This is a genomic window from Thermococcus sp. (genome assembly GCF_015523185.1).
Classification (GTDB): Archaea; Methanobacteriota_B; Thermococci; order Thermococcales; family Thermococcaceae; genus Thermococcus.
This window is the reverse complement of the sequence record NZ_WAKV01000035.1, coordinates 37,370-49,781: the sequence shown is the minus strand read 5'-3', so window position 1 is coordinate 49,781 and position 12,412 is coordinate 37,370. Positions and strand designations below refer to the sequence as shown.

Sequence of the window (12,412 nt, the reverse complement as noted above, 5' to 3'; positions counted from 1 at the left end):
CCGTCTATAATCGAAAGTTCATAAAGATTTTTGCCTTCCCCAGTGATAGCCGCTCCTACTATAATCAAGTCCTTGTAAATTTTAACTTGATAAATGTATGGAAATCCACTCTGAGACCATAGAAGGTTCCCGTTAAGGTTGTAAACGAGAATGGTATTCTCGTTACCTACAGTAATTCTGTTGGACGCAATGCTAATAGAGCGTACATATTTATTTGGGAGAAACCTTTTCCAAAGTAGCCTCTTACTGGACATGTTGTAAAGAAGTAGCTCTCCTTTGTCTGTTCCAATAGCTAAGAACTTATCATCGGGAGAGATTGACACTGAAAAAACATTCCCTGTCCATTGCGATGTTAATTCCCATACGAGTTCTCCCGAAAAAGAATATACCAGAACTGTGTTATTTGATGCCACTGCAAATGTCGAGTTCCCCTGCGAGCAGAACTGAAGATATCCGGCACTATTGGGGATGTTAATCACTAGAGGATTTTCCCAAGATATGAACTCCTCTGCTCTTGTTTGTTTTCCATAAATAACTAATAGGAAAGAGAATAAAATAACCAATAGTGTAATTCTAAGGATCTTGCTCACCGTCATCCCCCGAACTCCTCCGCCCACCTCTCGTACCGCTCGATGTCCCTCTTTGTCAGCGGGCTTTTGATTTTCTTGAACGCCTCCTCGAAATCGCGCATCTCCAGCGGTCTCGTTCTTAGTGAGCGCTTCCTCAGCTCGTGGAAGGGAAGCTCCGCTAATTTGTGCAGGTCGGGATTCTCCTCGCGTATCATGTTCCATATTGCCTGCTGGCAGAGATTCTTCAAATCCCTCCCAGAGTACAGCCTTTTAACGCTCTCCTCTGCTATGGCGTCAAGGTCTAGGCGGGAAATGTCAAGCCCGCGCGTGTTGATCTTGATTATCTCCTTGGTGGCCTTCTTGTCGGGCAAAGGTACGTAAATCCTCCTCGGGAAGCGCGAGAGAACGGCCTCATCCAAATCCCAGGGTGTGTTGGTCGCCGCAAGCGTGAGAACCAGGATGTCGCTTCCCTTATCCTGAAAGCCGTCCAGCTCAGTCAGGAGCGTGGACAACATTCTCCTGCTGGCCTCGCTCTGCTCGCCGGAGCGCTTCGTTGTTAGAGCATCGATTTCATCCATGAAGACTATGCTTGGCGCTTCCTCTCTGGCAACCTCATAGAGAGCCGAGATTATCTTTGCCGACTCTCCGAAATATTTGCTCAAAACGTTTGAGGCCTTAACGCTGAAGAATGTCGCGTTCAAACTTCCAGCGGCCGCTGAAGCTAACAGGGTCTTACCCGTTCCCGGCGGACCGAAGAGAAGGATTCCCTTCCACGGCTGTATCGACTCTGGCCTTTGAAGGGCCGCTATGACAACGGTCTCCATGAGGAGAGCCTTAACCTCGTCGAGGCCCCCTATGTCGCTCCACTTAACCTTTGATCTGGCTATGAGGTTGTTCCTTACGTAGGCCTTGAACTTCTCCTCCTCGTTGTCTCCTTTCTCCTCAGCTTTATCCCATCTTGAGTTGCCTTCCCTCATAGGTCTGTTTTTTGTCCTCTGGAGGCGCCCGCTTTCTATGTCCCTGGCCAGCGTTTCCCACTTCTTGGCCTTCCTGAGATAGCTCTCGCGGTTGAACTCGTCGTATTTCGAGAGCTGTCTAAGTATGCGGGCGCACTCAAGGGCCTTCTTCCTAGCAGTCTCGGCATCGCCCCTCTTGAGTGCTTCCTCGTATTCCCTTTTGGCCTTCTTGAAGGCGCTCATCAGCGGCCCGGATAGGTCAACCGGCATGATACCACCCCGTTTTATATATACGCGTCATTTCTTTCTCCTATCTAATAATTTTTCTGCTTATCACGACAACAAAGAAAGCCATGATGAATGCTCCAATAAACGCCTCTGTGGCTGCTACCAGCCGGTAGCCAGCTCTTGGGACTATATCACCGTAGCCGACCGTCGTAAAGGTCACGACACTGAAATAGAGTGCGTTCCTTGCCGAGTTATTTTGAATACCGTTGCCCATCCAGTAGATGAGAGTAAAGATTCCTATAACAACCACCGTCGTTGCCAGAACCCTCAATGGACTTTCGCCATAGTTCGATGTTATCCTGTAGAGAACGTTGGCGATGTAACGAATTTTTCCTTCAAGGGCGATGAGCCAGCGCTTTCCACTCCTTCCCGTCAGGGGAACGAAGTCCGCAAGCTCCACCGGCTTAGGATGCCTGTGAGCGATCCTCTGAATCTTTCCCCGAACGCGCCACTCGCCTATGCTGTAAGTCGAGGCTCTCCCGTAGAGACCTCGCTCCCTGAAGAGCGTTTTCAGCGAGATGTAAACCGAAAGGGCCTTCCTGTATGCTTCAACAGCATTCTGAAACTTCCCCTCCTTCAGGAGTCTGTCCCCTTCCTTTTCCTCGGCAATTATCGCGTCCAGCCGCGCGTACTCAATCCCCCTTACACCGGACAGGCTGACACCGTAGAGTTTTGAACCCCTAAGGTCAGCGCCCACGAGGCTGACGCCATCGAGATTTGCCCCGTATAACTCAGTTCCCCTCAAATCAGCCCTCGTTAGATTCGCCCCCGAGAGGTTCGTCAGAGATAAGTCCGCCCCTATCAGTGAAGCCCCGCTGAGGTCTGCCCTCCTTAAATCGGCGCTTGTGAAATCTGCCCTCTCTGCCCTGGCTCCGCTTAGGTCGGCCTCGTATAAGACAGCCCAGCTCAGGTTTGCCTTAGAGAGGTTGGCGTCGCCCAGGTCGGCGCGGGTGAGGTTAGCCCCGGAAAGGTTTGCCTCCCTCAAGTCGGCTTCGCTGAGATAGGCCTCCTCAAGGTCTTCGCCCTCCAGGTTGGCCTTTCGGAAGTCTTTTCCACCATCTGGCAGGTGGAATATGCAGAGGCCGTTGAAAACGGCCTCATGGGGGCATTCCTTTATGGATTTCCGGTACTCATAGGTGCACTTCACCTAAGTTCCCTCCGGCCAGTATTTCGTTCACAAGAATTTCTACCCTCGTAATCGCGTCGTCTCCGAGCTCTACACCCTCCTCGATTGCGAGCTTTAACTGAGAGATGAGTTGCTCAAGCTCTTTCTTATGATTCCCGGCGTACTTCTTAAGTTCGATGAGGTACCTGAGAGCCTCCGCTGTGTTCCCGAGCTTCAGGTTCAGCAGGGCAAGCTCCCCCGTGTAGTACGCCGAACGGGAGAAGTCTGTGCTTTGCTCAAGCTCTCTGGAGTACTTTCTGCCCAAGAGACCCGCAAGGTCGCGCTGGAGCTCAGCAACGGACTGATAGCGCTCCTCCTTCCTCTTCGCGAGGCACCTCATAATGACCGGCTCGAGGGGCTTTGACTCGGGATGTATCTCCGACGGTGGGACGGGTTCTTCCATCGTTATCTTCTCGACCACCTCGATGAAGTCCTCCCCCTCGAAGGGAAGCCTTCCAGTGGTCAGCCAGTAGAGGAGAACGCCGAGTTGCCAGACATCTGTCCTCTCGTCAGTTGGGCCGAACCTCGCTTTACTTATCTGCTCCGGGGCGGCATAGTAGGGTGTGAAGGCCGAAGAATTTGTGCTCGTTTCGGTGAGGAGTTTAGCCAGCCCCCAGTCGCTTATCTTCGGCGTTCTTCCCTTCAGGAGGATGTTGCTCGGCTTTAGGTCGCGGTGGATAATTCCCTTCGAGTGCGCGTACTTCAGCCCTTCGGTGACATCGAAGGCAATCCTGCCGGCTTGCTCCCAGTTCAGAGGGACGTTGAGGTTCTCCAGCGAGCCGTCGCAGTACTCCATCTCGATGTACGGGTATGGGTAGAGGTTGGCGTCGTAAAGGCGGACGATGTTTCGGTGCCTCAGGGAGAACCAGACCGATATCTCGCGCAGGAAAACCTTTCCAGTCCGCTCGTTCAGCGAGTGAGGCACCTTGAGGGCAACCACACTCCCATCGCCTCTCACCGCCCGGTAAACCCGTCCGAAACCGCCGCTCCCGATAAGTTCAACCGAGCGGTAGCGGGAGAAGAGTTCGTCGAGGGTTCCGAAGGTTCCTTTGGCACTCTCTTCCTCGGGCGAAACGGGCTTTCCAGCGGCTTTAACTGTAAGGGCAACATCTTTCCTGATTCTAACGGTCCCGCTTCTCACGTTAATTGGGACGGAAAACGAACCCTCTTTCGTTGGGATAAACTCAACGAAGACGTGCCTTCCCTCATTGGGGCCTACACTCAGGTGAATCCTTCTATGAGATATCCTCCCGATACCGGAGAATCCGCCAAGGTCTATTTCCACATCCACAGGTCTCTTCGACGTGTTCCTGAAGCCCACCTTGAGAAGAACGGTAGCGCCCGGGATAAGGTTTTCTGGAACCTCAACCTTCAGTCCACGGGCCAGAAAGTCTTTCATATCAGGTGTTTTAGTTTTCGGGGGAATTCTCTCCTTGGGAGGGGCAGGTTTCTTGGGGACGGTCGTTTCCAGCAGGATTTTCCTAATGAAAGGTAGAAAAATGAAGAAGGCCAGAACTAAGCCTAAGCTCTTCAGAAGGGCGATTAAAAAGAAAGCCACAAAGAGCCGATAGAGGAAATCTTCTTCGGGAGTTCTGCGCCTGTGGGGCATGATGTCCCACCGTCATCGTCCCATCTTTATCTGGTGGACTATGACGTCGGCCTTCATCACGGCCTCTTCACCGAGCTTAACGCCCTCATCCATCGCGAGCTTGATCTGATCAATGAGGTTGTCAAGCTCTTTTCCGTATTTGCCGGCGTAGTCCCTGAGCTCGATGAAATACTTGAGAGCCTCCTTCAGGTTTCCGGCCTTGAGGTTGATCAGGGCCAGGTCGCCTATGTAGAAGACCGTCCTCTTGAGGTCGGTGCTCTTCTTCAGTCCCTCAACATAGGTCATGTTGAGAACTTTGGCGAGGTCTCTCTGGAGCTCCTCAACGCTCGCGTAGCGCTTTTCCTTGTCCTTGGCGAGCATCTTCATGATTATCGGCTCGACGAGCTTCGCCTCAGGATTGAGTTCGCTCGGTAGAGCAGGGTTTTCGTTGATTATCGCGTATGTTATCTCCCCGAGGTCACGGCCTTCGAACGGCATCTTCCCAGTAACCAGCTCGTAGAAGAGAACTCCAAGCTGCCAGATGTCGGTTCTCTCATCGGTTCCGCCGAAGCGCCTCGGGGAGAGCTGTTCTGGAGCGGCGTAATAGGGGGTGAAGCTTGAGAGAGTTGACGAGCGGCTCTCGCTCATGACTTTGCTTAATCCCCAGTCGGAAATCTTGGGAAGGCCGTTCTTGAGGAGTATGTTGCTCGGTTTTAAATCCCGGTGGATTATCTTCCTGGCGTGGGCGTATTTCAGACCCTCGGCGATGTTGAAGATTATATGTGCCGCCCTCTCGACGTCCATGGGCTTTCCGAGCTTTGCCAGCGAGCCCTCGCAGTACTCCATCTCAAGGTATGGGATGGGAATGACGTTTACATCGTGGAGCTCAACGATGTTTGGGTGCTTGAGGTGGAGCCAGTTGCTAATCTCCCTCACAAAGGCCTTGCCCGTTGCTGGATCGAGGGTTTTGGGCACCTTGACGGCAACGACCTTGCCGTCCTTCTTTCTCTTCGCCTTGAAAACCCTCGCAAAGCCGCCCTCACCAATGTACTGGAAGTCCTCGTAAAGGGCCTCAAGCTCCTCCGGGGCGGATTTAGGCGTCAGAGGTCTGGGTGTAAACTGTGAAGGAGCATAATAGTCCCCAACCTTGATCCTGAGGGGCTTAACCGTCTCGCCAATGCTGGACGATATCTTGACGTTGAAGTCGAAGTCGCCCTTGAACTGCGGCTTCAGTCTTATGTCCTTCCCAAGCCTCCTACTAGGCTTTATAGGTGGGAACGTCACCTTCTCCTCGTCCATTACGAAGTAGGGTGAGAGTTCTGACAGATCAACTGTGAGGTCGTTTATCGTCTCGCCGAGCCTGTTCTCAACGTTGATACTCAGCGTTGTCTCCCTCCCGTAGGGAACTTCCTTCGGAAGGATCAGCTCTATCCCGTTCCTCAGGGTTTCGAGGACGCGGGATTTTTCAACCTCTTCGATCTCGGAGTTTATCTGTGCCACCATCCTTTCATCGCCGATGCTCTGGGCAAGCTTTAGGGCCTCCCTGTAAAGGGCAACGGCTTTGGAGTAGTCCCCGCTTCCCCTCGCGGCCTTAAGCTTCTCGTTGAGCTCGTTTCTGGCCTTTGCTTCTTCAAGCTTCGCCTTTATCTCCTCAACACTAACGGTTCCGCCTATCTTCTCAGCGAGAACGATGGCCTGTGAAAGCTTCTCCCTGGCGCTCTCGTAATCCTCTTCCATCATGTCCCTCTCAGCGGAAGCCACGAGCGAGGAAACTTCGCCGTTGAGCCTCTCAACTATCTCGTTCGCCCTTGAGGCCCTTCCCTTGAGGAGCTCGATGAAGTAGCTATCCCCGAGCCCTTTGGCTATTTCCAGTGCCTCACGGTAGCGCTTGAGGGCCTCGGAGTACCTCTCCTGTTCCATCAAAACGTCGCCTTCCGAGATGAGTTCCCTTATCTTTCTCACCTTGTGGACGCTCTCCATCTTTTCCCGTGCTTCCTCGGTTCTCTTCGCGTCGTGGAGCTTTTCTGCGAGGTTGAGGGCCTCACGGTAGTACGCTAAAGCCTTGTCGTAGTCACCGTTCTTCAGAGCTTCATCGCCTTTCGCCATAAGGGAGTTTATCTCTCCCGTCACCGTGCCGCGAACTGTGTTGAGCTTCTCCTGAGCCTTGGCTACCAGGTGGGAATCGCCGAGCCTCTTCGCCATCGAGAATGCCTTTGAATAGTACTCCAGGGCACTGAACGGGTCCTTTTCGACTATGTTGTCACCGGAATTCAGGCTGGCTTCAAACTCCGCCCTGAGCTTTTCGGCCTCGACTTTCTTTCTTTTTGAATACACAAAGCCCACGACAACCAGTCCTACCAATCCGAGCAGAACTGGCAGATACTTCAACAGGCTGTTTTCCTTCGGTTGAACGCCCTGGAGGACAAGGTCAGCCTTGGTAAGTATCTCAAGCGCCGCAGTGTAGTCTTTCCTTTGGTAGGCGTTGTAGGCCTGCTGGAGAAGATTGGAGGCCTCGCTAACGTCCTGACCCTGGCTCTCTTTCACTTGGAGCTTTGCCCTGAGGTCGTCGTAGTAAGCCTTTACAGCTAAAGCCTGTGCCGTTTTGGCGAACTTTTCAGCCAGCTCGTAGTCGCCGTTTTCATAAGCCTTCTGAGCTTCATCGAGCATCGTCTGGGCATCACCCGTGTCCACGGAGCTCGGCACCTTTGAGAGAATATCCTTGGCAGTGTCTATAGCCGAGTTAGCAATGGGAGCAAGTGTTGAGGTAGTTGTAGTAGTTGTAACCGTTGACGTTGTTGTTACCGGGGGAGTATTTGTTGTTGTGGTGCTAGTTGAGGTCGAGGAAGTTGTTGATGTTTGAGTTGAGGGATAACTCGATGTTCCTGTGAGTTCTCTAGCAACGTGGGGGTTCATTCCACTGTCAATTAGTTTCTTAATTGGAGCTGTTGGGTCGTTAGTAAACTTGTAGAAATACCAGTAATAAACAACGTTTTTTGTAGAGTCTGTTTGGATAGATATATACCAGCGCCATGCTTTCCAGTATGTAGTGGGTTCTGTAAAAAACGCACGAAGGACTGAATATCTGATATCAGAGTATGTATCCTTGATATATTCTTTAGGAACTATTATTGCAAAACCTTGTTTCTTCTGTTTGTCATATGCCGCTAAGTACACGTACCCATGATATCCTTTAAGGCTCTCCGCAGTATATTCCTGACATGCTGTCCAATCGGTTCCTGTACAGAATGTGTCCCTGTAGTTTATTGGATGCTCACTAAATTCACTTGAGACTATATAATCATTTGCTGTGTCCCCTCCGGGGGATATGCCATTTATAGTGTCCTCCACTCCCCATCCATTGTCGAGAACTTTGTACCTCTCTATCTTTATCAGACCACTGTTTCTGTAAAACGTCATTGTCTGTGTAAAAGGCAGTGCCGAGGGACCTTGGAGGGTCGTTGAAAGCTGGTAAACAGTTTTTTCACTGTTATTTTCAACAAGTTTTACATTTTCCCATTGTCCTATTTTAAAGCTGGAGTAATAACCCGGCTGTCCATAAGTCACGACTATCCATAGGTAGGGCAATTTTGGTTCTGGATAGTTCTTCAGCCAGTCATAACCATACATTTTGAGTATGCTATAATCTCTGAGATTTATCTCAAGAATTTTATCTTTATATATGACAGGGGATGAAGGAGCAGACGTTAGTGATGTAACTTTGACATAATCAAATGTCACATTTGCTCCACTGCCCCAGCTTCCTCTAGCATCCAACACCAGATACGCCGTTGTGTTTGGAACAGTATAATAATCATCAACAACCTTAAGCTCACCAGTGTCACCGTCGTACACTTTAACCTGTGATCCATTGGGCGGGATAACAATCTTAACCGTGTACCACTTACCATTAACAACGCTCCCATCAACATTTCCTGTACGATGAACTTCATACCCGTTTCCAGAAAAGGCATACCATCCGCTATTGGACGGATATGCAACTATATCAGCTCCGGCGATAATGTGTGTGTTGTTCTTTGGGTCATCGGGTATGAGTGCGATGACTGCATTTGAATCGTCCTGAAGTTTAACCCTGGCAGTTATGATGATGCCCCTAGTTGGTATTTTAAATTTGGCATATATGTAAATCCAGTCTCCTCCAGCTGGTTCTCCTGTTTCGGGGTTTATCCCATCAGTACCTATTAGGTATCCTCCATACTCCTTCCAAGCATCTACTATTGGGGTTATGACTACTGTTGTTCTGGATGGATAATGAAGTGATACGTTTCCAGCAATCCAATTGTTAGAGTAGTCTCCAGAATTAAAATCATCAAAAAATATAAGAGCACCGGTTGAAGCGCTAACAAGTCCCCTCCAGTTTAGATCCATAACTATGGCGGAGACTACCAATAACACTATCACGAATGCAAGGGATTTTTTCATACTATCGCCCCCAATAGAGACCAATCTCTGGCATGACTCAAAGCAAATGATTTAGTGGTAGAAAAATCAAACCACCTCCAGCCACTCCTTTTTCTTCTCCTTCTCCTCGCCCGTCACTTTTTCAGCGGCAACTTCTGGCTCAAGCTCGCCCTCCTTGACCGCGTGGATAGTCTTCATTATCTCCGCTAACTCCTCGTCCTCCTCGAAATCCACGCCTGCATTGAGCGTCTGGTCGGTTATGCCCAGCATTCTGTTAAGGTTCTCGCTGAAGTTCTGGGCGTCGAGCTGTACGTTTGCCAGGTTTCTCTCAAGTTCCTCCGGCGACATGTTGCGAAGCATGTTCCACGTCGGCGTTTCCTTCAGAATCGCCTCGTTCTCCTTGATTATCAAAAGGTTGCTTATGAGCATTAACTGTTTGTTGAGCTGGGAGTGGGTCGCCTGGAGGTTCTTCTTGCGCTGGTTCAGCGTCTTTATCTTCGTCGCTATGGTGAGCTCCTCGCTCTTGCTTCTCGCTTTCTTCGCCCTCTCGAAGAGCAGAGCTATCTCCCTGTCTATGCCCGCTATCTCGTTTTCTATCTTCTGTATCTGGACCTCAAGCTTGATTCTGCTCTCGTTGAGCTTATTGAGGGGTATGTCGAGGGGATTCTTCTTTCCAAAAAATCTGGAGAAGAAGCTCATAGCTCCTCTTCCTCCTCAAGCCTCTTGTCTATGGAAACGACCTTGTCGGTTACTTCTTCAACGTCGGCCTCTCCTGCCTCAACCTGGCTCCAGGCCTTCATAAGCTCCCTTTCAGTCTGATCCTCGCTTTCCTCGAACTCAGCCACCTCCATCTCGAAGACCCTGTTGAGTCCCTCGACCATCTCGTCGAACTCTTTTCCATCGAGGTTTATCTTGATGAGCGCCTGCTCAAGCTGTTCGGGCTCCACACTGCTGAGCTTCTGCCATATTCCGACCTTTCTGAGCTCCTTCTCGTACTTCTTGATGATTATCATGTTCTTGATTAGGGTATACTGCTTCTGGGCCGTGGTGAAGTCCTTGAGCTTGAGCTTCTGCTCCATGTCAAGGCTCTTAATTTCCTGGGCGAGCATCTTCTTCTTGAGCTTGTCCGCCCCTATTCCCTCCTGGAAGAGCTGTTTCTTCTTTTTCTCAATCCGGTTGATGTCCTTTTTGAGGCGCTCAAGCCTGTTTCTAAGCCTTATCTCCTCCGCCTGAAGTTCCCTCAGGGAGAGCTTTTCGATGGTGTTCTTTTTTCCGAAGATATCGCGGATTCCCATTCTCAACACCTCCAGTGAGCGTGCATTTCCCGTCGGAAACAACGAAAGGTTCACCCGGCGAGGAGTTCCTTCCTCATGCGCCTCTCTATCGGCTCGAAGTCAAGGTACTCCCAAACGGTTTCCTCAATGAACCTGAGCCTCAGCTCGGGGTTTCTGTCGATTAAGAGCTCCCCTTTAATCGCCCTGTACCTAAAGGCAGGGGGAGCGTCGTTTAAAGCTCTAACGTCAACCTCAAGGCCGAGCTTCTCCTCAATCTCCTCCCTTCTCAAGGTACCTCACCACCTCAGAGGAAGCCCTCCTTTACAAGGACGTAGCCAACGCCTTCGATGAACTTCGTTATGTAGCCTTTCTCCTTGGCGAGCTCTTGGAAGGCCCTCTTCACGAGATCCTCGGCGAAGTGCTCAACCGCCTCTTCAAGCCTGACGTAGCCCTTTGCATTCATTCTCTCCTCAAGGAAGTCCTTGACCTTGGCGAGGAGCTCCTTATCCCTCTCAAGCCTCAGGAAGGGTTCGAAGGCCCTGGCGTATTCGTCGTGGGGATTGTAGCTCAGCTCACCGCTCTCAAGGTCGAGCAATGCCAGAGAAATGTTCTCGGATATGAAGTTCCTGTGGAAGTCGGCGGAGTTAACGTAGTTAGCTATTCTCTTCTCGAATCCAGTGGGAGATGCAACGAGAAGGACTATTCTTCCGCTTTTCGCTTCCTCCCTCGCATCAACGAGGAGTGCGTTTACATCGGCCAGCTCAAGGGGGTCGGTGTCGAAGCCAATCTCCGCGTAACGCTCGGGCCTTCCGTAGAAAATGGCCTTCACGGTCAGTTCTTCCTTCTTTCCGAAGAGCTTCTTTTCTTTGAGCTTTACTTCCAGAACCCTGTTGTCGGGGACGTTTTTCAAATCGCGGTCGCTCAGTTTGTTCTCGAACTTTGACTTGTCGAAGGTACCAATCTCTTTTACGGCCTCCACCTTGAAGGTCTTTCCAAGGAGCTTAACCTCGTCCTTGAACTTGCTCTTCATTCTGCCCATGAAGTTCATTTCCATTATCTTGGCCTCGTCCCTTCTGACGAAACGTGAACCCTTCTCGACCTTACCCGTAAGCTCCATTACCTCACGGATTTTCTTTGAAACCTCATCTTCCTTCCTCTGGATTTCGAGTTCCTTCCGCCTGAGTTCCATCTCCTTCTGTCTCAGCTGAAGCTCTTTTCTCCGTATCTCCTTTTCCATGGCCTCAATCTGGCTCATCATCTGCCTCTCAGCTTTTTCGAGTTCCTCCCTTAGTTTCCGCTGTAGTTCCTCATCTTTCATCCGGCTTATCTCCTCAACGAGCCTTGCTCTCTCCTCTTCGAATTTTCTTTGAAGCTCTTCCTTTTCCCGTCTGAGTCTCTCTATTTCCTCTTCCTTGGCTTTTTCAATACGTCTGGCTATCTCCTCGCGTTCCCTTTCGAAGTCTTCAATCAACTCCTCTATGGAGCTCCGAAGCTCTTCTATCTCCTCCTCCTTGCGCTTGAGCTGTTTCTTGTATGTTCTCTCTATCGCCCCTTCCTCCTCTTCAACACGCGTGAGAATGTCCCTGAACCAGTCGAAACGGAGGGTTGCCTCACTTATTGCCTCGTTCACTTTGCCCTTGTAGGAGTCCCACTTGCCCTTCAGGAAGTTTCTAAGGGGGAGCTTTATCTCGGGGTCGGCTAAAACGTCTTCAATCCACCTGTCAACGCCATGATAGTAGTCCCGCAGGAGATTGAGAACGTTGCTGTCTCTGTGCATTATTTTTTTCATAACGTCTTCCTTGGAGTATATCTCGAAGACGTTGTAGCGCAGGATTCTCTCAACGGCCTCAAGTTCCCTATCCCTGTAGCGTCTGCTTGCTGGCAAGTAAGTTTCGCCGTTCCTCCAGAAGCTCCAGGCGAGTATTGCCAGAGCCCCTTCAAACTTGCTCCTGAAGTGCATGTCCAAATCCCTGAGAAAGTCCCCACATTCCCCGTCGAGGTAGCGGTCGTAGTTGTCCATAATCCGGTTCCACAGCTTTTCTCTTCTCTCAAAGCTCTCCACCTGGACGTCAAGGCCCTGCTTCAAGACCCGTTCGGCGGGCTTTAAAAGCTCTTTAACGCAGTCCGTTTTTCCTTCTTCAAACAGCCCCATA

8 protein-coding genes and 1 pseudogene are annotated in these 12,412 nt (G+C 50.6%); all 9 read right to left on the bottom strand.

Going from position 1 to position 12,412, the window contains the following annotated elements; translation table 11 throughout:
* Window positions 1-2: 2 nt before the first annotated feature.
* A pseudogene (locus F7B33_RS10200) lies at window positions 3-596 on the bottom strand (PQQ-binding-like beta-propeller repeat protein); the annotation flags it as partial.
* Complete coding sequence (locus F7B33_RS04160; RefSeq protein WP_297073259.1) at window positions 593-1,795, bottom strand: ATP-binding protein; 1,203 nt, start codon at window positions 1,793-1,795, stop codon at window positions 593-595. The gene F7B33_RS04160 and the pseudogene F7B33_RS10200, both read right to left, overlap by 4 nt.
* A gap of 40 nt (window positions 1,796-1,835) precedes the next feature.
* Entirely contained in the window at window positions 1,836-2,960 is a 1,125-nt protein-coding gene (locus F7B33_RS04155; RefSeq protein WP_297073258.1) for a pentapeptide repeat-containing protein, read from the bottom strand.
* Window positions 2,944-4,587 (bottom strand): serine/threonine-protein kinase, encoded by a 1,644-nt coding sequence (locus F7B33_RS04150; RefSeq protein ID WP_297073256.1) that lies wholly within the window; start codon window positions 4,585-4,587, stop codon window positions 2,944-2,946. Before F7B33_RS04150 ends, F7B33_RS04155 begins: the two co-directional genes overlap by 17 nt.
* A gap of 12 nt (window positions 4,588-4,599) precedes the next feature.
* Window positions 4,600-9,006 (bottom strand): protein kinase, encoded by a 4,407-nt coding sequence (locus tag F7B33_RS04145; protein WP_297073255.1) that lies wholly within the window; start codon window positions 9,004-9,006, stop codon window positions 4,600-4,602.
* Between the two features lie 66 nt (window positions 9,007-9,072).
* Window positions 9,073-9,684 (bottom strand): hypothetical protein, encoded by a 612-nt coding sequence (locus F7B33_RS04140; RefSeq protein ID WP_297073254.1) that lies wholly within the window; start codon window positions 9,682-9,684, stop codon window positions 9,073-9,075.
* Window positions 9,681-10,280 carry a chromosome assembly protein gene (locus F7B33_RS04135; RefSeq protein ID WP_297073253.1) on the bottom strand — a complete coding sequence of 200 codons (600 nt, stop codon included), beginning with the start codon at window positions 10,278-10,280 and terminating at the stop codon, window positions 9,681-9,683. The genes F7B33_RS04140 and F7B33_RS04135 overlap by 4 nt, the downstream gene beginning before the upstream one ends.
* Before the next feature lie 50 nt (window positions 10,281-10,330).
* Window positions 10,331-10,549 (bottom strand): hypothetical protein, encoded by a 219-nt coding sequence (locus F7B33_RS04130; protein WP_297064245.1) that lies wholly within the window; start codon window positions 10,547-10,549, stop codon window positions 10,331-10,333.
* A gap of 14 nt (window positions 10,550-10,563) precedes the next feature.
* Complete coding sequence (locus F7B33_RS04125) at window positions 10,564-12,411, bottom strand: hypothetical protein (RefSeq protein ID WP_297064242.1); 1,848 nt, start codon at window positions 12,409-12,411, stop codon at window positions 10,564-10,566.
* Between the last annotated feature and the right edge of the window lies 1 nt (window position 12,412).

What these genes read in the sequence shown, in the direction of transcription:
- F7B33_RS04160 (WP_297073259.1), bottom strand. Translation starts at nt 1,795, where the DNA reads ATGCCGGTTGACCTATCCGGGCCGCTGATGAGCGCCTTCAAGAAGGCC.
- F7B33_RS04150 (WP_297073256.1), bottom strand. Translation starts at nt 4,587, where the DNA reads ATGCCCCACAGGCGCAGAACTCCCGAAGAAGATTTCCTCTATCGGCTC.
- F7B33_RS04145 (WP_297073255.1), bottom strand. Translation starts at nt 9,006, where the DNA reads ATGAAAAAATCCCTTGCATTCGTGATAGTGTTATTGGTAGTCTCCGCC.
- F7B33_RS04140 (WP_297073254.1), bottom strand. Translation starts at nt 9,684, where the DNA reads ATGAGCTTCTTCTCCAGATTTTTTGGAAAGAAGAATCCCCTCGACATA.
- F7B33_RS04135 (WP_297073253.1), bottom strand. Translation starts at nt 10,280, where the DNA reads ATGGGAATCCGCGATATCTTCGGAAAAAAGAACACCATCGAAAAGCTC.
- F7B33_RS04125 (WP_297064242.1), bottom strand. Translation starts at nt 12,411, where the DNA reads ATGGGGCTGTTTGAAGAAGGAAAAACGGACTGCGTTAAAGAGCTTTTA.